This is a genomic window from Roseateles sp. DAIF2, assembly GCF_015624425.1.
Classification (GTDB): Bacteria; Pseudomonadota; Gammaproteobacteria; order Burkholderiales; family Burkholderiaceae_C; genus Kinneretia.
Genome location: NZ_CP049919.1, coordinates 1,955,072 through 1,977,357, shown reverse-complemented (window position 1 = coordinate 1,977,357; position 22,286 = coordinate 1,955,072). Strand labels below are relative to the sequence as shown.

At 72.2% G+C, this 22,286-nt stretch carries 12 protein-coding genes and 1 pseudogene; 8 read left to right on the top strand and 5 right to left on the bottom strand.

Annotation, left to right across the window (positions count from 1 at the left end; translation table 11 throughout):
* Positions 1–32 precede the first annotated feature (32 nt).
* From G8A07_RS09160 to G8A07_RS09130, 7 genes are read left to right on the top strand one after another with little or no spacing between them, the layout of a single operon-like run.
* Entirely contained in the window at positions 33–10,958 is a 10,926-nt protein-coding gene (locus tag G8A07_RS09160; RefSeq protein WP_195796710.1) for a filamentous hemagglutinin family protein, read from the top strand.
* A gap of 43 nt (positions 10,959–11,001) precedes the next feature.
* Positions 11,002–12,693, top strand: a complete 1,692-nt coding sequence (locus tag G8A07_RS09155; protein ID WP_195796709.1) for a DUF2341 domain-containing protein — start codon at positions 11,002–11,004, stop codon at positions 12,691–12,693.
* A 2-nt stretch (positions 12,694–12,695) separates the two neighbouring features.
* Positions 12,696–13,106 (top strand): biopolymer transporter ExbD, encoded by a 411-nt coding sequence (locus G8A07_RS09150; protein WP_195796708.1) that lies wholly within the window; start codon positions 12,696–12,698, stop codon positions 13,104–13,106.
* Positions 13,107–13,115: 9 nt separating this feature from the next.
* Entirely contained in the window at positions 13,116–13,517 is a 402-nt protein-coding gene (locus tag G8A07_RS09145) for a biopolymer transporter ExbD (protein ID WP_195796707.1), read from the top strand.
* An 11-nt stretch (positions 13,518–13,528) separates the two neighbouring features.
* A complete protein-coding gene (locus G8A07_RS09140) occupies positions 13,529–14,242 on the top strand; it encodes a TonB C-terminal domain-containing protein (protein WP_195796706.1) in 714 nt (237 codons plus the stop codon).
* 32 nt (positions 14,243–14,274) lie between these two features.
* Positions 14,275–15,945 carry a putative porin gene (locus G8A07_RS09135; RefSeq protein WP_195796705.1) on the top strand — a complete coding sequence of 557 codons (1,671 nt, stop codon included), beginning with the start codon at positions 14,275–14,277 and terminating at the stop codon, positions 15,943–15,945.
* 11 nt (positions 15,946–15,956) lie between these two features.
* Complete coding sequence (locus G8A07_RS09130) at positions 15,957–16,589, top strand: hypothetical protein (protein WP_195796704.1); 633 nt, start codon at positions 15,957–15,959, stop codon at positions 16,587–16,589.
* Between the two features lie 5 nt (positions 16,590–16,594).
* On the opposite strand, the gene G8A07_RS09125 is transcribed toward G8A07_RS09130, so the two are convergent.
* The 5 genes and pseudogenes from G8A07_RS09125 to G8A07_RS09105 all read right to left on the bottom strand — a co-directional run bounded on the left by G8A07_RS09125 (position 16,595) and on the right by G8A07_RS09105 (position 20,864).
* Positions 16,595–16,807, bottom strand: coding sequence for a hypothetical protein (locus G8A07_RS09125; protein ID WP_195796703.1), 213 nt, complete (start codon positions 16,805–16,807; stop codon positions 16,595–16,597).
* Positions 16,804–17,292: a hypothetical protein gene (locus G8A07_RS09120; RefSeq protein WP_195796702.1), complete on the bottom strand. Its 489-nt coding sequence runs from the start codon at positions 17,290–17,292 to the stop codon at positions 16,804–16,806. The genes G8A07_RS09125 and G8A07_RS09120 overlap by 4 nt, the downstream gene beginning before the upstream one ends.
* Positions 17,293–17,380: 88 nt before the next feature.
* Positions 17,381–18,289, bottom strand: a pseudogene (locus G8A07_RS28265) (methyl-accepting chemotaxis protein); the annotation flags it as partial.
* A gap of 1,281 nt (positions 18,290–19,570) precedes the next feature.
* Positions 19,571–19,819, bottom strand: a complete 249-nt coding sequence (locus tag G8A07_RS09110; protein ID WP_195796700.1) for a hypothetical protein — start codon at positions 19,817–19,819, stop codon at positions 19,571–19,573.
* Between the two features lie 139 nt (positions 19,820–19,958).
* Complete coding sequence (locus G8A07_RS09105; RefSeq protein WP_195796699.1) at positions 19,959–20,864, bottom strand: LysR family transcriptional regulator; 906 nt, start codon at positions 20,862–20,864, stop codon at positions 19,959–19,961.
* Between the two features lie 122 nt (positions 20,865–20,986).
* On the opposite strand from G8A07_RS09105, the gene G8A07_RS09100 reads away from it, so the two are divergent.
* The gene (locus G8A07_RS09100) at positions 20,987–22,240 is read left to right on the top strand and encodes an SGNH/GDSL hydrolase family protein (protein ID WP_195796698.1); all 1,254 of its coding nucleotides are present in this window, start codon (positions 20,987–20,989) and stop codon (positions 22,238–22,240) included.
* The last annotated feature ends 46 nt before the right edge of the window (positions 22,241–22,286 follow it).

Below are 22,286 nucleotides of genomic sequence, written 5' to 3'. Positions count from 1 at the left end.
CGAACGATCGCCCGACCGAAGAAGTCCACGCCATGTCATCGCTCCACAGCCTCGCCGCCGCCCGCCGCCCGAACGCCCACCACAGCCGCCGCTGGCTGCTGCATCCGCTGGTGGCGGCCCTGGCCATGGCGATGCCGCTGAGCTCGCCGGCGCAGACGCGGGTGTCGGTGCCGCCCGCCGTGAACGCCGTGCCCAAGCCGGCGGCAGGCTGGCGGGTCTATGGGCAGGGGCCGCGCAATGCGCCGCAAACCACGGCGAACGCGCGCGGCGGCCAGGACATGCGCATCCAGCAGGACAGCGCGCGCGCCATCTACAACTGGGCCAGCTTCGACATCGGCGCCGAGAGTTCGGTGACCTTCGACATGGCTCAGGCCGGCGCCAGCGCGCTGAACCGGGTCGACGGCACGGCCCCCAGCCAGATCTTCGGCAAGCTCAGCGCCACCAAGGGCGGCGAGGTGCTGATCTACAACCGCAACGGCATCCTGTTCGGCCGCGGCGCCAGCGTCGATGTCGGCAACCTGGTCGCCACCGCGCTCAAGCCCAGGGAAGAGGACTACCGAAACGGCTTCGTCGCCAACATCACCGGCGCCGCTCCGGCCTTCCGCTTCGATGGTGCCGCCGGCGATTTCATCAATAGCAAGAATTTCGTTCACGTCGACGCGGGCGCCGAGATCAAGACCGCCGAGGGCGGCCGCATCTTCCTGTTCGCGCGCGATGTCCAGAACGCCGGCACGCTCAGCGCGCCGGGCGGCCAGGTGGTGCTGGGTGCCGGCGCCGAGGTCTACTACAAGCTGCCCACCGCCGAGCCGCTCTACGCCGCCGAGAGCAACCCGGCGGTGCCGGCGCTGCGCGGCCTACTGGTCGAGGTGGGCCGCGACAAGCTGGGCAGCGCGGGCGACGGCCGGGTCGCCAACGAGGCCGGCGGCCTGATCCACACCCCGCGCGGCAACACCACACTGGTGGGCATGGCGGTCAACCAGTCGGGCCGCATCAGCGCCAGCACCAGCGTCGCGCAGAACGGCTCGGTGCTGCTGCTGGCCCAGGGGGGAGTGGTCGAGGCCTTCGAGACCAAAGACATTTTCTACAAGCGCGCGCGAGTCAGCGGCGAGTTGCGGCTGGGCGCCGGCAGCAGCATCAGGATCGACGCGGCCGACCAGGGCGCAGACGGCAAGGCCCTGAGCACGGACGACAACGCCGGCTTCATCAGCTCGCGCCTGGACCTGGCCGGCAGCAACATCATCCTGGAGCGCGGAGCCAGCATCGTTGCACCGGCCGCCCAGGCCAGCCTGCGCGCCCTGAGCAAGCCCGACTACCGCGCCGGCCTGTTGGAGAAGGAGGCGCTCGCCCCCGGGGGTGGCCGCATCCTGATCGATGCCGGCGCCAGCATCGACCTGTCGGGCACCCGCAATGCCGAACTCAGCGTGGCGCGCCATTTCGTCACGACCGAGCTGCTGGGCAGCAACGACCTGAAGGATGCGCCGCTGCAGAAGGAAGGCCTGCTCTACCGCAACAAGGTAACCCTGGACACGCGCCAGGACTCGCTGATCCTGGGCAGCCTGGACAACTACCGCCGCGCCCAGCAGCGCAGCGCCAGCGAGCGCATGGCCCAGGGCGGCAGCCTGAAGCTGCTGGCCGGCGAGGCGGTGCTGTCCCATGCCGAATCGCGCCTCGCGGTCGACGGTGGCCTGCTGCGCTACCTGGATGCCGAGGTGCGCCCGACCCAGCTGTTCAGCACCAGCGGCAAGAGCTACAACCTGAACAACGCGCCCAGCGACCTGCTCTACACCGCGATCAGCAACGCCGGCACCAACAAGGCCAGATTCGACCGCTGGGGCCCGATCGTCAGCTACGGCACGGTGATGCCGGCACGCCAGGAGGCCGGCTATACCGAAGGCGCGCGCGGCGGCAGCCTGGCCGTGGTGGCGCCGCTGGTGCGGCTTGACGGCGCGCTGTCGGGCCAGAGCACCCTGGGCCGGCGCCAGCGCATCGGCCTGGATGCGCTGCCGGCCGGGGCCAGCCTGAACCTCGGCGCCAGCCGCCACCACGCGGATTTCGGCGCGAACGCCTATGCCGGCGCCGTGCTGCGGAACTTCCGCATCGGCGGCAGCGAGCTCGCGCCGCTGGACGCGGCGCAATGGCAGCAGTTGCTACGGGGCGACGAGCCCCAGGCCGCGTTGCCGGGCGATTCGGGCCTGGCCGCCACCAGGCTGCTGAGCGCCGGCTTCCAGAACATCACGATCGCCGCCGAAGGCAACATCGCCAGCCAGGCGGCGCTGAACCTGCCGGCACGCGGCAGCCTGCAGCTGCTGTCCGAGCGGGGCCGCATCGGCGTCGATGCCGATATCCGCGGCGCCTCCGGCAGCCTGGTGCTGAACAGCCTGCAGGGCAAGGTCGAGCTCAAGTCCGGCGCCAAGCTGGATGTGGCCGGCCAATGGAGCAATGCCGCGCTGGACCCGGAGGCTGGCGCGCTGACGTTGAAGGGCGGCACGCTGTTGATCTCCGGTGGCACCGGCGTGAGCCTGGGCGCGGCCAGCCGGCTCGATGTCTCGGGCGGCGCATTGCTGGCCGGCGCCAACGGCCTGGCCGGCTGCGCGGCCGGACAGATCTGCGGCGGCGCCGCCGGATCGATCACGCTGAGCACCGGCAGCAGCACCTTCACCGACGATGCCGCGGCGCGCCGGCTCGAGCTGGGCGGCGAGCTGCGCGGCTTCTCGATGACCCAGGGCGGCCACCTGAGCCTGACGGCGCCCGGCCTGCGCATCGGCGGCAGCGCAGCGGCGCCGGCCGCCCCGGGCATCCTGGTACTGGGCACCGAATTCTTCAGCCAGGGCGGCTTCGGCCGCTTCACGCTGGATGGCCGCCGGGCGCTGGAGCTGACGGCCGGCACCCGGCTGGCGCCAACCCAGCAGCTGTGGCATGCCGAGGCGGTGGCACGCAGCCGTCCCAGCGGCAGCCCGATCGACGAGCTGATGACCCTGGCCGCACCACGCCAGGGCCTGCCCAAGGCGATCGAGCTGAGCCTGGCCTCCAGCGGCCTGGGCGGCAGCCGGCCCGAGGGCCGGCTGAGCGTGGCCGAGGGGGCCGGCATCGCGCTGGAGCCGGGTGCCAAACTCTCGCTGTCGGCCGCCACCGCGCTGGCGATGGATGGCGAGCTGCTGGCGCCCGGCGGCCAGATCAGCCTGGCCGTCAAGGCCGCCGACGCCGACAAGATTCCGCATTACCTGTGGCTGGGTGCCAAGAGCCGCATCGATGTGGCCGGCCGGCGCCAGCTGCAGCCGGGCACCGAGGGTCAGCCCCTGGGCCGGGTGCTGGGGGGGGGCTCCGTCAGCCTGAGCGCCAGCGGCGACAACACCCATGGCACCAGCCTGGTCTGGCAGCGCGGCGCGGTGATCGACATCAGCGGCGCCAGCGGCGCGTTGCTGGTCAAGGAGCAGGGCCCGGGCGGCTCGACGCAGCGGCTGCGCCAGTTGGCCAGCAGCGCCGGCACGCTCAGCATCAGTGCCAACCAGGATTTGGTGCTGGAAGGCAGCTTGCGGGCCCATGCAGGCGGTGCGGGCCAGGGCGGCGGCACGCTGTCGGTCCGCCTGGTGCCTGGCTTCGTGACCAAGAACGTCGAAGGGCTGCCGGCGCTGCGCCAGCTGGAGCTGGTCGGCACCGAGGAGCACCGCAGCGATACGCTGCGCGCCGATCTGCTGCCGGCACCGACCGGCCTGAGCGGCCGCGCCTCGCTGTCGACCGCGCTGCTGCGAGGCAGCGGCGTGGCCGAGCTGAGCCTGGCCGCCCAGGAGGGCATCGCGATCGCCGATGGCGTGAATCTCGATCTGGCCCGCGGCCTCAAGCTCGACACGCCGGTCTTGCAGCTGCAGGGCCAGGCCCAGGCGCGGCTGGCGGCGCCGCTGCTGGAGTGGCAGAACGGCTGGACGCCCGTCACCCCGGCCAGCGGTGGCGGCGCGGCACGCCCCCTGCCCCAGGCCCAGGCGGGCCGTGCCGCGCTGACGCTGGACGCCGGCGAGTTCATGGTGCTGGGCGGCCCCCTGGTGACCCAGGGTCTGCAAGACCTGACCCTGAGAAGCGGCGGCGACCTGCGCCTGCAGGGCGTGGCCACGGCCAGCGGCTACCAGGGCGGCCTGGCGAGCGCGGCCGACACCCGGCTGACGGCACGCCAGATCTTCCCCGCCAGCGACACGGTCTTCGGCATCGACGCCGGCGAACGCCGGCTCGATATCGCCGCGGCGGACGGCGCGGCACCGGCCCTGCCCTGGAGCGCCGGCGGCAGCCTGAAGCTGAAGGCCGCCAGCATCGTGCAGGGCGGGCGGCTGCGCGCGCCGGCCGGCAGCATCGAGTTCCAGGCCAGCGGCACGCTGAGCCTGCTGGCGGGCAGCGAGACCTCGGTCAGCGCGGCCGGCCGCGAATTCCTGTTCGGCACCTGGGCGGGCGAACGCTGGGTCACACCCGGCACCAACGCCGGTGCGGTGCTGGACGCGGCGCCGACCAAGGCGATCGCGCTCAATGCGGCGGCGGTCGATGTGGCGCCGGGCGCGCTGCTGGACCTGCGCGGCGGCGGCAAGCTCAGCGCCTGGCAGTTCGTGCCGGGCCCGGGCGGCTCGCGCGATGTGTTCACCGGCCTGGACGGCGCCTATGCCATCGTGCCGGGCGTGCAGAGCTCGGGCACGCAGGCCCGGGCCGACGAGGGCGCACCGGCATTGGGGCGCCAGATCACGATCGGCGAGGGCGCACCGGTTCCCGCCGGCACCTACACCCTGCTGCCGGCCCGCTATGCGATGCTGGACGGTGCCTGGCTGCTGCGGCCGGCCGGCCCCGGCGCGATGCCGTTGGCCCTGGGCACCAGCTTCCGGCGCGACGACGGCAGCCTGCTGCTGGGCGCCCGACTGGGCCTGATCGGCAGCGGCGAACAAGAGGCCCTGACCAGCACCTGGCAGCTGCTCAGCGCCGCCCAGGCGCGCAAGTCCAGCGAGATCCGGCTGGCCGACGCCGACCAATTCTTCCCGGCCCTGGCGGCCGGCCGGGACCTCACCCGGCCGGCGCTGCTGCGCGATGCCGGCAGCCTGGTGGTCGCCACCCAGCAGGCTCAGATTCGCGGCCTGGCCCGTTTCGACGCGGGCCAGGGTGCCAAGGGCGAGCAGGGCCAGGCCGGCAGCGCCTACTTCGGTGCGGAACATATCCAGATCGGCGGCCCGGCCCGCGCCGGCACCCTGCATCTGGACCCGGGCCAGCTGTCGGCGCTGGGCGCCCAGCATCTGGTGATCGGAGCGACGCCGAAGAAACTGGCCACACCCGAGCTGCTGGAACTGCGTGCCAGCACCGTGGAGCTGGCGCCCGAGACCGCGGCATTGCAGGCCCAGACCCTGCTGCTGGCGGCTCGGGACCGGCTCACCCTGGGCCAGGGAAGCAAGCTCGAGGCGCTGGCGACCGACACCAAGACCGCCGGCCGCAACTGGCAGCTGGAGGGCGATGGCGCGGCCCTGCTGGTCTCAGGCCATCGCGAGACCGGACTGACGCGCAGCGGCGCCGAGCGCAAGCGCGGCGATCTGCAAATCGGCGCGGGCAGCACGCTGAGCGCGGCCGGCGGCAGCCTGCTGCTGGACGCCACCGGCCGCAGCACGCTGGCCGGCGACGCACGGCTGCAGGCGGCCAATGTCGGCCTGGGCGTGGCACGGCTGCAGATCGGCGGCAATGCGCCGCTGCAGGACGACAGCACCCTGCTGGGGGCCGGCCTGCTGGCCCAGCTGGGCGGGGCCGAGCGCCTGCTGCTGCGCAGCTATGCGGGCTTCGATTTCCTGGCCGGTGCCAGCCTGGGGGGACCGGGCCTGGCGTGGCTGAGCCTGGATGCACCGGGCCTGCGGGTGCTGGGCGATGGCCTGGCGACGGTGCATGCGAGCCGCATCGATCTCGGCAACAGCACCGGAGCGGGCACCACCGCCGGCGCGGCCAACACCGCCGGAGGCCGGCTGCTGCTGGCCGCCAGCGGCCAGGGTGCCCGCCAGGGTGAGCTGCATCTGCTGGACGGCAGCCAGCACTGGCAATTGAGCAGCGCCGAGCTTCGCGCCGAGCAAGCCCTGCTGTTCAGTGGCCGCAGCGAGCTGACCCTGGAGCGAGCCGATCTGCAGGTCTACACGCCGGTGCTGAAGGCCGCACGCCCCGAAGGCGTCGGCCCGGTGCGGGCCGCCGAGCTGGACTGGCGCATCGGCGGGACATTGAACCTGCAGACCCCGGCCGCGCAGCCGGCGGCGACGGGTGCGGCCGATGCGGTCGCGGCGGCGCGCCTGTCGCTGCGCACGCAGCGCCTGAACCTCGACACCACCCTGGACCTGCCGGCCGCCCAGCTGGAGCTGCGCGCCAGCGGCGCCAACGCCGATCTGGTGTTCGGCAGTCGGGCCCGCGTCAGCGTGGCCGGCCGCAGCGAAAGCATCGGCGACACGCTGCGCGCCGACATCGCCGCCGGCAGCCTGCGCGCCATCAGCGAGCATGGCGATCTGCGCCTGCTGGCCGGCAGCCGGCTCGATGTCTCGGCCGCCGGCGACGGCGATGCCGGCCGCCTCAACCTGGCCGCGCCCGAAGGGGCGCTGCGCCTGGACGGCCAGCTGCTGGCCGCGGCGGCCTCGTTCGAGCGCGGCGCCAGCCTGCAGCTGGACAGCCGCGCCGCACTGGATCTGGCCCACGTTGCGGCCCTGGTCGCACAGGCCGGCCCGCAGGCCTTCACGCAAGCCATCGAGGTACGCAACCGCCAGGGCGATCAGCATCTGGCGGCCGGCACGACCTTGCGCGCCGCCTCGCTGACCCTGAGCAGCGATGCCGGTCGCCTCAGTGTGGCCGGGCGACTCGACGCGTCGACCGCCCAGGGCGGCCAGATCCGCCTGAACGCCCGCGATGATCTGCTGCTGGCAGATGGTGCCCAGTTGCTGGCACGCCACCAGCAGCAGGCCGACGGGGCCGGCAGTGTCTGGCTCAACAGCGAACAGGGCCAACTGGCACTGCAGGCGGGCAGCCTGATCGACCTGTCCGGCCCCGGTGCGACACCGGCCGCCGGCCTGGTGCAGCTACGCGCCGCACGCACCGCGGGCCAGGATGTGCGCATCGCGCCGATCGCCGGCGAGCTGCGCGGCGTAGCCCGCCTCGATGTCGAAGCGGTGCGGGTCTACACCGGCGTCAATGACCTGGTCGATGGCATGACGCCGGTACCGACGCCGCCCACACCGACACCGCCGCCGGCAGGCAAGCCCCTGGGCCTGGAGCGCGTGCTGGCCGACAACGCCGAATTCATGGGCGAACGCCAGCAGACGGCCGAAGCCATCGCGGCCCGCCTGGCGTCCGGTGGCCAAGCCGGCCTGCAGGCCCTGCTGCGCGTGCGCGCCGGAGTCGAGGTGCGCGCCGATGGCGACCTGAGCCTGAGCAAGAGCTGGCAACTGCCGGTGCTGAGCAAGGCGCAGGCCGGACGCGCCCCGCATGCGGCCGAGACCGCGCTGACCCTGCGCGCGGCCGGCAATCTGCTGCTCAAGAGCAGCCTCGCCACCGGTTTCCGACCCTCGCCGAACGACCCGGAACGGCTGATCGGCACCTCCGCATTGGCCGGCGACATCCGCCTGGTGGCCGGCGCCGACCTGGCCGGCGCCGACCCGCGCGCCTTGCTGGGGCTGGAGCGCCTGGCCGAGGACAAGGGCTCGGTGCTGATCGGCGCGGCCGCCCGGCCCGGCCAACCGGCGCCCGAGGTCGCGGTGCGCAGCACCGTCGGGCAGATCGAGGTGATGGCCGGCCGCGACATCCGCCTGCTCAACAGCAGCGCCAAGCTCTACACGACCGGCACGCCGGTGGGCCAGGTGGCCGATCCCGAACCGCCGAGCGATGGTGGTGCTGGAGATGTTTCGACCGAGGCCTGGAGCCTCTCAAACGTGCGGCGGCAGGCCTTGCTGGTGCAGGCAACCGCCAGCGCCGAACGGCCCTCGCCCGGCAACGGCGACAACAGCACCGGCACCACGCCGCCACCGGGCTCGCCAACCAAGCCCGGCGAGAAACCGCCGACGCCGACACCTCCTCCGACTCCGACGCCCACCCCGACACCGACCCCGGAGCCGGAAGAACCCGGAGACCCCGATCCGGTACCGACCACCATCCACGCGCCGGTGCTGGAGTCGCTGGCGACCGAGCTGGACGGCAGCGGCATGAGCCCCTTCACCACCGGCGGCGGCCGCATCACCTTGAAGGCCGGCCGCGATGTGGCGGGCGTGGCCAACGGCACGGAGCAGCGCTCGGTCAGCGACTGGCTGTGGCGCGCTTCCTCGAACGAGGTGGCCATCGCCTGGTTCGCCCGCAGCGACCTCTTTGCGCAGGGCATCGCCAGCTTCGGCGGCGGCGACATCACGGTGCAGGCCGGCCGGGACCTGCATCAGCTGCATGCGGCCGCGGCCGGCAGCGGGTTGGCGATGGCGCCAAGCACGCAGGCGGTGGCGGCCACCGCCACGGCGAACAACGGCACGGGACTCGCTCGCTTCGGTGGCGGCGCGCTGCGTGCCAGCGCCGGACGCAACCTGGTCAGCGGCCAGCTGCTGGCCACCCGAGGCCTGCTCGATGTGCGCGCCGGCGGCGCGATCCGCAACGATGCCGGCGTCGACGCCACCCTCGAACCGGGCTTGCAATTGGTGTTCCAGGATGCGGCCGTGCGGGTACAGGCCGGCCAGGATTTGCGCCTGGCCAGTGTGCGCAACATGGCTCATGCCTATGCGGCTACGGCCAACAGCATGGGTAAAAACCTCTCATTGCCTGGCCTGGATACGCGCGCCAGCCTGCTGCTGCAGAGCGCGGCCGGCAGCATCGCCTACGCGGGAGCCCAGCAGTCCTTGCGTTCGGGTGAAGAAATCAATGGCGACCCGATGGGCGCCGTGCTGCCCATCGATCTGCGCCTGCTCGCGCCGCAGGGCTCGATCCAGGCCAACAACATCCGGCAATGGAGCGACAGCGCCGATCCGGCCGGTGCACGCACCTGGCTGGGCGCCGGCGAATCGCTGACCCTGTCCAACATCGACCTGCCGGCGCTGGGCAATGCGCCGCTGCCCTTCGGCTTCCGTCCCGATGAGGCTTTCATGAAGGCTCAGCGCCTGGGCGTGCTGGATGCGGCCGGCCAGTTGCGGCCGGACCAGAGCACGCGCGAGCCGGCCCGCTTCGTGGCCCAGCGTGGCGACCTGCTGATCGAAAGCACATCGCTGTATTCCGCACGGCCGCTGGAGCTGCGCGCCGGCCGCGACCTGCGCGTGAGCGACAGTCTGACGGTCCAGCACCAGAGCCCTGCCGAAGGTCGGCCGCAGGAACAGACCCTGCTGCGCGCCGGCCGCGACATCCGCTTCGGCGGCCTCGCCTCTGGCGTTGACCTGGCCGGTCCTGGCCAACTGCTGCTGCTGGCCGGCCGTGACGTGGACCTGGGCCCCGGCAAGGGGCTGGTGGCGCGAGGCAATCTGTCCAACAGCGTGCTGCTGCCCGAACAGGGCGCCGGCATCACCGTGGTGGCCGGCCTGGCCGATGGCGGCGAGGACTATGCGCAAGCGGTACGCCAGGGCTTCCATGTGCTGGGCGTGTCCGGCTGGCAAGGCCAGTTGGGCCGTGCCTTCGGCCTGCTCGGTGGCGTCCGGCCGGGCTTCGAGCGCCTGACACCGGTGGCGCAGATCGAGGCGCTGCGCGAACTGTTCGGTGGCGCGCGGGTCGACGGCTGGCTGGCCGCCCATCTGCGCGGACTGCCGGCGCGCCCCGAGGCGGCCGAGCAGCGGCTGCGCGTGGCCGCCCTGCTGGGCAAGCCGCCCGGCGACGCAGCGGTGGACGCGGCGCTGAAGAGCTATGCGGACCTGCGACAGCCGGCCTGGTCGGCGCTGACGCCCGAGCAGGCCCTGCCGCTGCTGGCGCAACTGGGCGCCGAGCAACAGGGCCTGGCGGTGCTGCGGATGATGCTGGCGGGCCTGGCGACACAGCCCGCGGCGACGCGCGCAGTCAGCCTGGCAGCGCTGTCCGATGCCAAGCAGCTGGAGGCGCTGGCCGCCTATGTGCAGAGCGCCGGTGGCACGCCGGTGCGCCCCGAGCAGGCGGCCGCGGCCTTCGAGGCGTTGAGCATCGAGCGCCAGATTCCCTGGCTGAACCGCCAGCTGGTCGGCGAGCTGCGCAAGAGCGGCCGCGCGGCCTCGCAGCTGGATGGCGCCGAGCGCTGGGCCGGCTACGGCAGCGGTTATCTGGCGATCGACCTGCTGTTCCCCGGCGAGCGCCCGGCCGGCCAGCTGCGCATGCCGAACAGCCAGATCAAGACCCTGCAGGCGGCCGACATCACAGTGCTGGTCCCCGGCGGTGGCGCCAATGCCGGCGACATCGTCGGCAGCACGGCCAAGAGCCCGTCGGATCTGGGCATCGTCACCGTCAGCGGCGGTCATGTCAGTACCGTCGTGCGCGATGACTTCGAGGTCAACGCCTCGCGCGTCTTCACGCTCGGCCGTGGCGATCTGCTGATGTGGTCCTCGCGAGGCAATATCGATGCCGGCCGCGGCGCCAAGACCGTCACCGGGGCCCCGCCGCCGGTGCTGCGCCTGCTCGACAACGGCGGCCTGGTGCTGGATGCCTCGGGCTCCTTCAGCGGCAGCGGCATTGCGGTGCTGGGCAGCGGCAGCGACCTGGACCTGTATGCGCCGACCGGCGAGATCAATGCCGGCGAGGCCGGCATCCGCGCCAAGGGCAATGCCTTCCTCGGGGCCGAACGCCTGGTCAACGCCAACGACATCAACGTCGCCGGCAACCGCAGCGGCACGGTGGCCGAGACGCCGGTGAACACGCCGATCGCGGTACCGACCAATGACGCGCTGACCCAGGCCACGGCCAGCGGCACCGAGTCCGCCCGCGACGACGACGAACGCAAACGCCGCCGCACGCGCCGCAATCTGTTGCTCGAGTTCCTCGGCTTCGGCAACAGCTGACCCTTTCCCAAAAACCTTAGACCGTTTCCGGACCAAGATCATCATGCGCAACGCACTCATCGCCCTTGCCTTCGCCGCCGCCTCGCTGCCCGGCGCCGCCCATGCCTGGTGGAGCGAGGATTGGAGCCAACGCACCCGGGTCACGCTCGACACCAGCGCCAAGGGCCTGGAGACCCAGCAGGCCGCCAGCGCTGTCAGCGTCGCGCTGCGCCTGCATTCGGGCAACTTCGACTTCGTCGCGGCCAAGGAGGATGGCTCCGACCTGCGCGTGCTGGCCGGCGACGACAAGACGCCGCTGAAGTTCAGCGTCGAGCGCTTCGACAGCGTCAATGAGCTGGCCCTGCTGTGGGTGCAGCTGCCCAGCGTGATGCCGGGCAGCGACAAGAACGTCTTCCATGTCTACGCCGGCAATGCCAAGGCCACGGTGGAGTCCAGCCGCGCGGCGGGTTTCGACGCCTCGACCCTGGCGGCCCTGCATTTCGACAATGCCGATGGCAGCGACCATCTGGGCCGCATCAAGGCCGAGGCCCCGCTGACGCTGGAGGCCAACGGCCTGCTGGGCAGCAGCGTGCGACTGGACGGTCGGCCCCTGCGCTGGGCGCTGGACGACGGCCTGGTCAAGGGTATCGCCGGCGGCGCGCTGACCCTGTCGCTGTGGGTCAAGCTCGACGATGTCGCCGGCGCGCGCCTGCTGCAATGGGGAGGCTTGAGCCTGGGCTTGCAGGACGGCAAGCTGCAGGCCCGCCTGGGCCCGACCGAGCTGGCCGGCGGCGCCGTGGCGGCCGGCCGCTGGACCCATCTGGCGTTGCGTCTGGACCAGGGCCAGGCCGCGCTGTTCGTCGGCGGTGCCGAGGTGGCCAAGGGCCAGGCGGCGGCGCCGACGCTCGGTGGCGCGCTGCAACTGGGCGAAGGCGCACGCGGCCTGGCCGACGAGCTGCAGATCGCGACCACGGCGCGCAGCGATGCCTGGCTGGCGCTGGCGGTCGCGGCCCAGGGTGGCGAAGGCAAGCTGCTGAGCAGCCAGCGCGAGAGCGCCGGCGATGCGGCCGGCGGAGGCGAGGAGCATGGCTACATCGGCGTGCTGGTCAAGAACCTGACGGTCGACGCCTGGGTGGTCATCATCATCCTGGGCGTGATGTTCGTCGTCGCGGCCTGGGTGATGGTCGACAAGAGCCTGCTGGTGGGTCGCGCCGACAAGGACAACCGCCAGTTCCTGCAGCGTTTCCGCGCCGCCAACGAGGATCTGCTGAAGCTGGATACCGGGGCTATCCATCCGAACTCGCCGCTGTACCGCCTCTACCAGGCCGGCGTGCGCGAACTGGCCAAGCGCCGCGTCGGCCAGGCCGATGCGCCGCCGCTGAGCGGTGCCTCGCTGGATGCGGTGAAGGCCGCAGTGGACGCCGATTTCGTGCGCGAGAGCCACAAGCTCAATGCCAAGATGGTGCTGCTGACGATCGCGATCTCGGGCGGCCCCTTCCTGGGCCTGCTGGGTACGGTGGTGGGCGTGATGATCACCTTCGCGGCGATCGCCGCGGCCGGCGATGTCAACGTCAACGCGATCGCCCCCGGCATCGCCGCGGCCCTGCTCGCCACGGTGGCCGGCCTGGGCGTCGCGATCCCGGCGCTGTTCGGCTACAACTACCTGGCCGCGCGCATCAAGAACCTGTCCTCGGACATGCAGATCTTCGTGGACGAGTTCATCACCCGCGTGGCTGAACTCTACGGCGCGCGCTGAGCATGTCGGCCGATATCAAGGCTGACAACCAGCCCTACGACGACATCAACATCACGCCGATGTTGGACCTGGCCTATGTGCTGCTGGTGACCTTCATCATCCTGACCACCGCTTCGGTGCAGGGCGTCAAGGTCAACAGCCCGCAGACCCTGGCGGCCAACAACCTGGCCAAGCCGCAGACCCGGGCGGTGACCATCACCGCCGACGGCGCGGTCTATCTCGATGCCTATCCGGTCGGCATGGATCAGTTGCGTGACACATTGGCCCAGTACAAATCCGCCAATCCGGCGCTGCCGGTGGTGCTGAAGGCCGATGCGGCCGCCCAGTACGAGAAGGTGATGCAGGTGCTGGAAGTCGCCAAGCAGCTGGACATCACCGAGATCGGCCTGGTCACCAAGCGCGCCGCGCCCTGAGGAGCTGCGATGCAAGTCAATACCGATGCCAAACCCTACGACACGATCAATGTCACGCCGATGCTGGACCTGGCCTATGTGCTGCTGGTGGTCTTCATCCTGATGACCACCGCCTCGGTGCAGGGCCTGTCGATCAGCATGCCCAAGCCCTCCAACAAGCCCAGCACCGAGAAGCATGAACTGCTGATCGTGCAGGTCATGCCCGATGGCGCGGTGCTGCTGAACGGCGCAGGGCTGAGCCTGACGGAGCTGGAAGGCCGGCTTGACCAGGCCAAGGCGCGCGACCCGCAGATGTCCGTCGCGATCAAGGGAGATGCCCGCACCCAGTACGCCAACGTGGTGGCCATCGTGGACCTGTGCAACAAGCTGCAGGTCAATATGGGGCTGATCACGGCCCGCATCGGCAGTTGAGGACGGCCAGCATGAGTGGATTGGCCGAAGACCATCTGAACGACAAGCCGGGCCGTACCTGGGCACTGCGCGCCGCCGCGGCCCTGGGCCTGCTGCTGGTGGCGGCCGGCGTTTACTGGCTGGCGAACAACCTGCAGGGCGGCCCGGAGAAGCCGCGCCGCCAGGTCGCCAAGATCTCGATCCTGCCCGACACGCCGCCGCCTCCGCCGCCCCCGCCCAAGGAGGAGAAGAAGCCCGATCCGCCCAAGGAGGAGCCCAAGCAGGCCATGCGCGAGGAAACGCCCAAGCCGCAGGACGCCCCCAAGCCGGCCGACGCGCCGCTGAAGATGGAGGGCGCGGCCGGCGATGGTCCCAGCGCCTTCGCCGCCGGCAATGTCAGCCGCGAGTACCAGGGCGGCCCGACCGGTGGCGGGCCTGCCGGCGGTGGCACGGTGGCCGACCGCGCCCAGGAGCGCTTCTACGCCAATGCCGCGCGGCAGTTGCTGCGTGACGAGATCGAGCGCCATCTGCGCAGCGAGGCCGATCAGCTCCACGCCAGCTTCGCGATCTGGCTCAAGCCCGATGGCGTGATCGAGCGCTTCGAGCTGCAGCCCAGTGGCGACGCCGGCGCCGATGCGGCCCTGCAGGCCGCGCTGACCGAGACCTCGCGCGCCATCAAGTTGCCGCCGCCGCCGGCCTTGCGTCAGCCGATGCGCTTCCGGCTCAGCGTCAAACCCCAGGCCTGAGGGCCTGGTCAAGATTCACTTTCCTTCCAGTCATGAAGCTCAATATCCTCACCACCGCCCTGGCCGCAGCCGCCCTGATCGCGCAGCCCGCCCAGGCCCAGTCGGCCGTCGACGAAAAGCAGGAGTTGGCCCAGCTGCGCGCCACCACGCTGGCCCTGATCGAGGCCCTGGTTGGCCAGGGCCTGCTGTCGCGCGAGCGCGCCGACACCATCGTGCGCCAGGCCCAGCAGGCCGGCGCCCAGGCCGCGGCACCCGCTGTGGCCGGCGGCACACCGGCGCCCAAGGTCGTGCGCGTCCCCTATGTGCCGGAGACCGTGCGCCAGCAGCTGCGCGAGGAGATCAAGACCGAGGTGCTGGCCCAGGCGCGCAGCGAGCGTTGGGGCGAGCCCGGCGCGCTGCCCGAATGGCTCGGCCGGATCAGCATCGAGGGCGATGTGCGGGTGCGCAGCCAGACCGAGATGCTCGACGATGGCAATGTGCCGGCCCATGTGTTCCGCAGCCAGACCGAGTCGCCGGCCTGGGCGCCCGACCTGAGCAACACCACGCAGAACCGCGACCGTCTGACCCTGCGCGCCCGGCTGGGCGTCAACGCGCTGCTGACGGAACAGGTCAGCGCCGGCCTGCGCCTGTCGACCGGCACCACCAGCGGGCCAACCTCCAGCTCGCAGACCCTGGGCACCAGTTTCAACAAGGCCAGCCTGGTGCTGGACCGCGCGTGGCTGCGCTGGAATGCGGCACTGGGCTGGCGGCCGCTGAGCCTGGAGGCCGGCCGCATGGCCAACCCCTTCTACAGCACCGATCTGGCCTGGGCCGACGACCTGTCCTTCGACGGCGCGGCGCTGAAGCTGAACCACGAGACCGCCGGCCGCCAGCGTTACTTCGCGACCGCCGGCGCATTCCCCCTGGAGGAGCTGAGCCAGAGCGGCCGCGACAAATGGCTGCTGGGCGCCCAGCTCGGCGCCGAGCTGCCGCTGGCCGAGGGCGTCAGCGCCAAGCTGGGCCTGGCCGCCTACGAGTTCCGCCATGTGGCCGGCGTGCGCGAGAACGAGCCGCCTCCGACCGGCCCGCTGGCCGGCACCAAGCCCTATCAGAGCAGCCAGTACCCCAGCTCGTTGCGCCTCAAGGGCAACACCCTGATCAACCTGAACGACCCCACCAGCGCCGCCGCGCCGACCTGGGGCCTGGCCTCGCGCTTCCGGCCGGTGAACCTCACCGGGTCGGTCAGCTTCAGCCAGCTGGCGCCGGTGCTGGTGGACCTGAGCCTGGACTGGATCAAGAACACCGGCTTCGACCTGGCCGACATCCGCGCCCGCGCCCAGGCGGGCACAGCCCTGGACAATCTACGCGAAATGACCACCGCCTGGCAGGGCCGCATCGGCCTGGGCCGCCGCGCGCTGGAACGGCGCGGTGACTGGCAGGCCTATATGGCCTACCGCAAGGTCGAGCGCGACGCCTGGATCGATGGCTTCACCGACACCACCTGGCATCTGGGCGGCACCAACTACAAGGGCTGGTCGCTGGGCGGCAGCTATGCGCTGGACAAGCGCTTCGCCCTGGGTCTGCGCTGGACCAGCACGCGCAATCTCGACGACGGCCTGCGCTTCCTCGCGGTCCCCGGCGATCCGAGTTCGCTCAGTGGCACGCTCAGCAGCGCGCCGATGCGCATCGATGTGTTCCAGCTCGACCTGAGCGGACGTTTCTGAGGAGTTTCATCATGAGACAGACGACCGTCATCACCGGCCTGCTGCTGAGCCTGCTGGCCTCCTCCGGCTGGGCCCAGGAGACCGGTTCACGCGAACGCGAAGCCTTGCGCCGCGCCCAGAACGCCTTGCGCGATGCGCAGCGCCAGCAAGGTGCGCTGCAGGCGGAGAAGGAGGCGCTGGAGCGCGAGCGCGCCCAGCTGGCAACGGCAGCCGAAGCTGCGGCGGCCAAGCAGCGCGGCAGCGCCGGTCGGTTGGCGGCCAGCGAGCAGGAGCTCGGCGCGCTGCGCGGCGAACTGGCCGCGTTGCGCCAGCGCCTGCAGCAGGCCGAGCAAGCGGCCCAGACGCGCGAGCAGGGCCTGCAGCAGGAGCTGCTGGAGCAGCGCCGGCAACTGGCCGAGCGCGGCCAGACCGTGCAGGCGCTGAGCCAGCTGCTGGAACGCAGCACCTCGGCCCTGGTCGACTCCGAGGCCAAGAATCGCCGGTTGCATGCGATCGGCGAGGATCTGGTGCAGCGCTATCTGAGCCGCTCCCCCACCGACGTGGCGACGCTTGACGACCCCATCCTCGGCCTCACGGCGATCCGCTTCGAGAACGTGGCCGAGGAGTTGCGGGCCCAGATGGCCCAGCATCGCGTCGTGCGCTGACGCGGCTACCGCGCGAACATCCAGTTCACCCCCGCCGTCCACCACCCCTGCCCCGCCCCCTGCGGGCGGGCATGGCTGAAGTCCAGCGACCAGGCCTCGCTGGCGATGAAGCGCAGACCGAGGCGGCGGTGGCCGCGTTCGCCATCGTCGAACCATTCGGCCACGCCCTGCCATTGCGGCGCGACGAGCCATTCCAGCGCGGCGCCGCGGCGCGTCACATCGGGGCCTGGCGGCGGAAGTCGCGGCCCAGATTCAGGTGCAGAGCCAGGCTCGGCGTGGCCTGCCAGCTCAGGGGCAGCAGCAGGGACTGCGCGCCCAGGCGCGGCCGCTGATGGGGGCGCAGGGTGGCGCCCCAGACCAGGCCGATGCTCAGGTCGGGATGCAGGAAGCCGCTCGTCGCCCATTTCGCCTGCGGGCCCCAGCTGCGCTCGGTGTCGCCGCCTTCGCCACCGCCTGCACTGCGGCTGCGGTCCAGGTTCAGGCTCCATTCCAGCGCGCCGAGCCGGCATGTCGGCCCCAGGTGCTGCAGGCGATGGCCGTTGCCGCGGCCACGCTCCTGCCAGAGTTCCAGCTGGCATTGACCCGGCTCCAGCAGTGCCGCATCGTCGACGCCATGGTGGCCCCCGGCCGCGCGCGGTGCCGCGCTGGCGACCATCAGGCCGAGGAACAGGGTGAGTTTGGTGAGGAGGCTGGCGGAGCGCATGCGAAGGACTGCTGCAGCGGGGCTGGCGGAACAACAAGCCCCACATCATCCGCCAAAGCGCGGCCCGCGGCGCGGCGCCGGCCGTGGCTTATTGCTCGGCCTGCAGCCGGAATTCGCCGGCCAGGTCCGACATCTGGCGCGCCTGTCGGTTCATCGACAGCGCCGCGGCGGCCGACTGCTCGACCAGCGCCGCGTTCTGCTGGGTCATCTGGTCGATCTGCGCGATCGCCTCGCTGAGCGCATGCATGCGCGTCGACTCCTGCTTGGCATCGTCGGCGATGCGGCGGATCATCTGGTCGACCTGGCCGACGCCCTGGGCGATGCCCAGCATCGCCTGGTGCGCCTCGCCGATCTGGCGCGAGCCCTGCTCGATGCGCTCCACCGAGCCGCCGATCAGGCCCTTGATCTCGCGCGCGGCGGCGGCGCTGCGCTGGGCCAGCGCCCGCACCTCGGCCGCCACCACCGCGAAGCCGCGGCCCTGTTCGCCGGCGCGCGCGGCCTCGACAGCCGCGTTCAGCGCCAGGATATTGGTCTGGAAGGCGATGCCGTCGATCACGCCGGTGATCTCGGCGATGCGCTGCGAGCCGTCGCTGATCGCGTTCATCGTGCCGAGGAACTGGCCCACCACCGTGCGGCCATGGTCGGCCGCGGCGGCGGCCGAGCCCGCCAGACGACTGGCCTCGTCGGCGGCGTCCGCGGTCTGCGCCACGGTGCGGCTGAGCAGCTCGACATTGCCGGCCGCCTGCTGCATGCGCGCGGCGGACTGCTCGCTGCGCTGGTTCAGGTCCTGGTTGCCGGCCGCGATCTCGTCGGCCGCGCGATGGATGCGGCCCGAGGCCTCCTGCAGCTGCTGCACCAGGCCGCGCAGGCGGCGCTGCATGGCGTCGATCGCCTGCAGCACCCGGCCCATCTCGTCGCGCCGCGAGCTCGTCGGCGCCACCGCGCCGCTGAGGTCGCCGCCGGCGATGCGCTCGGTCAGCGCGATGGTCTGCAGCACCGGCCGCAGGGTGCCGACGATGCAGCGCCACAGCAGCCAGCCGATCGCCAGCAGGCCCGCCAGCACCGCCGTGAGGGTCAGGCCGGTGCCATGCCTCAGCGCCCGGGCGCGCTCGGCCAGGCGCTGATCCACCGTGCGCAGCACCTGCTGCGCCAGGGCCTGCTGCAGGCTGGCCGCCTGCGCGAAGGATTCGCTCATGCGCTCCAGCGGATAGGCCGGATCGCGCGCCGAGGCGGCCAGGGTCTCGTTGACCATGGCCTGCTGGCGCGCCGCCGCCTCGCCGGCCTGCTCGTAATCGGCGGCGCGCTGCGGGTCGCGCTCGCGCGCCTGCGCCAGGTTCAGCTGCAGGCGGTGGCTGGCCTCGTTGTAGCGCGCGGCCGCGGCGGCCACGCTGGCCACATCGTCCACCGCCGCCGCCGCCGCGATCGCGCTCAGCTCGGACAGCGCATCGCCGATCTGCGGTGCCAGCTGCAGCCCGGCAATGATCGAGAAATGCGCGGCCGCCTCGGGCTCCAGCAGCAGGCCGTTGTCGGCATTGAGCCGGTCCAGCGCGTCGAACATCTGCCGGCTCAGCCGGCGATGCCGCTCCAGCGAGGCCGCGGCATCCAGCTCGCGCCGCTGCAGCGCGCCATCGAGAGCGGTGGCCTGCTCGGCCAGGGCCCTCAGCTCGCCGCGCCGCGCCTCGCCGGCCGGGGCCAGCGCGTCCTGCAGCGCGGCCAGGCTCTGCGCCAGCGCGGCCGCGGCCTGGCGGCGCTGCGCCTCATGCTCGGGCTGCGGCGGCTTCGCGGCCGCGAGACGGTGCGCGCCGAGCGCGCGCAGGCTCAGCTGCCAGGCCTCGTTCATCGGCAGGCCGGCGCGCTCGGTCGCGAGCTGGTCCAGCTCGGTCAGCATGCGCCGCGCCAGCTGGCCGGTCGGCAGCAGGCTCAGGGCCAGGCACAACAGCGCGACCAGGCCGAGACGCTGGCGCAGGCTCAGGCGCTCGAGCCAGCCGGCGCTGACGCCTTGTTGATAGGGAGAAGGAGAAGATGGAGATTCGGAACGGCTCATGGACGGGTGGGACAACATCAGGCGCGGGCAGTCTGCGCAAACCTGATGTCGCGACGACGACGTTCGTCAACACCCTTGGCGCGGGGCCGGTTGAGCCGCATGTTTCATAGCCCCGTCATGCGGCCATGCTGGTGATTGCTGTCGGCCAGCCGATGCGCCGCAGCAGGAGTTTCCCCCTGCGGCCGCGCATCGGCTGGCTGGTTGGCTCGGACATTTTTTAGCATCGGCCGGCCCTCAGAGGCTGCGGGTCGCGGGCTTGATAGCGGCGGCGGCGTTCTGCGCCAGGCGGGTCGTGGCGGCGATGCTGCGGCCCTCGATCACGACGCGCGGCAGCTGCTGCACGACGGCCATCTGCTGCGTGGCCTTGCCGGTGATCACGACTCGCGGCAGCTGTTCGATCTTCTGCGGGGCGGCCTGGGCCAGCAGCGGGGTGGCGGCGGCGCAGATCAGGGCGGCGGCGGCTTGGATCAGGGTCAGGTTCATGGCGGGCTCCTTGTGTGTCAGTGGCTGTTCGATGGAGTCAGTATCGGAGCCGCCCCATCGCCTCACCAGCGCGCCGCGACGAACTGCAGCCCGGCCGGAATGAACTGTTTTTTCGCGCGCCAGGCCGGAAGGGCCCAGCTCAGCCCTCCGCGCCGGGCAGCGCGGCCAGGCGCTCGGCCAGGAAGTCCACCAGCACCCGCACGCGCAGCGGCAGCTGGCGGCGCGGCGCATACAGCAGATGCCCCAGCTGCGCCGGCCCGGTATGGCGCGGCAACACGCGCCGCAGCGCGCCGCTGCCCAGCGCCTGGGCCACCATCCAGCTCGGCTGCAGCGCGATGCCGGCGCCGGCCAGCACGGCGTCGCGCAGCGCCACCGCGCTGTTGACCCGGTAGCGGCTGCGCACCGGCACCGCCACCGCGGCGCCGCCCGGCCCCTGCAGCGGCAGCCCGTCCTCGCCGGCCGCATAGCGCAGATAGTCGTGCTGCAGCAGGTCCTGCGGCCGCTTGGGCGCGCCGCGCGCGGCCAGATAGGCCGGCGCCGCGACCAGGAGGCGCGGCCAGCGCCCGACCGCCCGCGCCACCAGATCCGCCGGCAGCCGCGCGCCGTCGCTCAGGCGCAGCGCCAGGTCGATGCGCTCCTCCAGCGGATCGACGAAGCGGTCGTCCAGCAGCAGGTCCAGCTCGATCTCCGGATAGCGGGCCAGGAACTCCAGCATCAGGCCGTTCAGCACCGTCTGGCCCAGCGCCAGCGGCGCGCTCAGGCGCAGCCGGCCGCGCGGCCGCTCCACGCCGGCCTGCAGCTCTCCGACGGCCTCCTCATAGTCCTCCAGCAGGCGCTTGGCCCGCTCGTAGAAGCGCTGCCCCTCCTCGGTCGGACTCAGGTGGGCGCTGCCGCGGCGCAGCAGGCGCGCACCCAGCGAGCGCTCCAGCGCCGCCACCCCCTTGCTGATGCTGGGCTGGGTGGTCTGCAGCGCCCGCGCGGCGCCGGACAGGCTGCCCAGCTCCACGCTGAGCACCAGGGCCTTGAGGGCGCGAAGCTGGTCCATTGATCTATTCGAATCTGGAATGGTGGTCATGGCATTTTGCAGCCTTCTCAAGCTTCAAGGCATGGACGACATTGCCCCTCGTCGTCGTCTTCTTTCTTCACCGCCTTTGAGGTTTTCGCACCATGTCCCTGTTTAGACACCACGCCCGCATCGCCCTGGCCGCCCTGGCCCTGCTCACCACCGCCCTGCCCGGCCTGGCCGAGGGCCATTGGAGCCCGAGCTGGGCCGCCAGCCCGCAGCCGCTCTGGGGGCCCGACTTCGTGCTGCCGACCGGCCTGCCGGAGCGCTTCGAGCCCGAGATCACCCTGCGCCAGGCCGCGCGCTTGAGCATCGGCGGGCGCCGGCTGCGGGTCGTGATCAGCAATGAATATGGCCGCGAGCCGCTCATGATCGGCGCGGCCAGCCTGGGTCTCGATGCCGGCGGCTCGGCGGTGGCGCCGCAGAGCCTGCGGCCGCTGAGCTTCGGCGGCCGCCGCGAGCTGCGGCTGGCGCCGGGTGAGCGCATCGCCAGCGATCCGGTCGCGCTGGCCTTGCCGGCGCTGGCGCGGGTCAGCGTGTCGCTGTACCTGCCGCGGGCCAGCCGGCCGGCGGGCTTTCACTTCGACGCCCGCGAGACCGTCTACCTGGCCGCCGGCGACCACAGCGCCGCGCCGGCCCTGCCGGCCCAGGCGCAACGCCTGAGCGCGCGCGCCTATCTCAGCGAGCTGCAGGTCGAAACCGAGGCGCCGGCGCGCAGCGTGATCACCCTGGGCGACTCGCTGACCGACGGCAACGGCGCGACGCCGGGCGCCGACACGCGCTGGCCCGACGCGCTGGCCGAGCGCCTGGCCGGCCGCGGCGTCGCGGTGCTGAATGCCGGCATCTCCGGCAACCGCCTGCTGCGCGACGGCATGGGCGACAGCGGCCTCACCCGCGCGGCGCGCGAGGTGTTCGCGCGGCCGGGGCGGCGCAGCCTGGTCGTGCTGCTGGGCGTCAACGACCTGGGCTGGCCGGGCGGCGCCTTCGCGCCCGCCGAGCCGCAAGTCGAAGCCGAGACCCTGATCGACGGCTACCGCCGCCTGATCGCCGCGGCGCGCGCCCAGGGCGTGCACATCGTCGGCGCCACCATCCCGCCGCTGGAACGGGCGCTGGCCGGCACGCCGCTGGAGGGCCACCATTCACCCGACAAGGAGCGCCGCCGCCAGCAGGTCAACGCCTGGATCCGCAGCGCCGGCGCCTTCGACGCGGTGCTGGACTTCGACGCCGCGCTGCGCGACCCGGCGCGCCCGCAGCGCCTGCTGCCGGCCTATGACTCCGGCGACCATCTGCACCCGGGCGATGCCGGCTACCGCGCGATGGCGGCGGCGGTCGACCTGGACACCCTGTTGCCGGATTGAGCCCCCGCGGCCCGGCGCGATGCCCTACCATCGACCGCATCGCAGG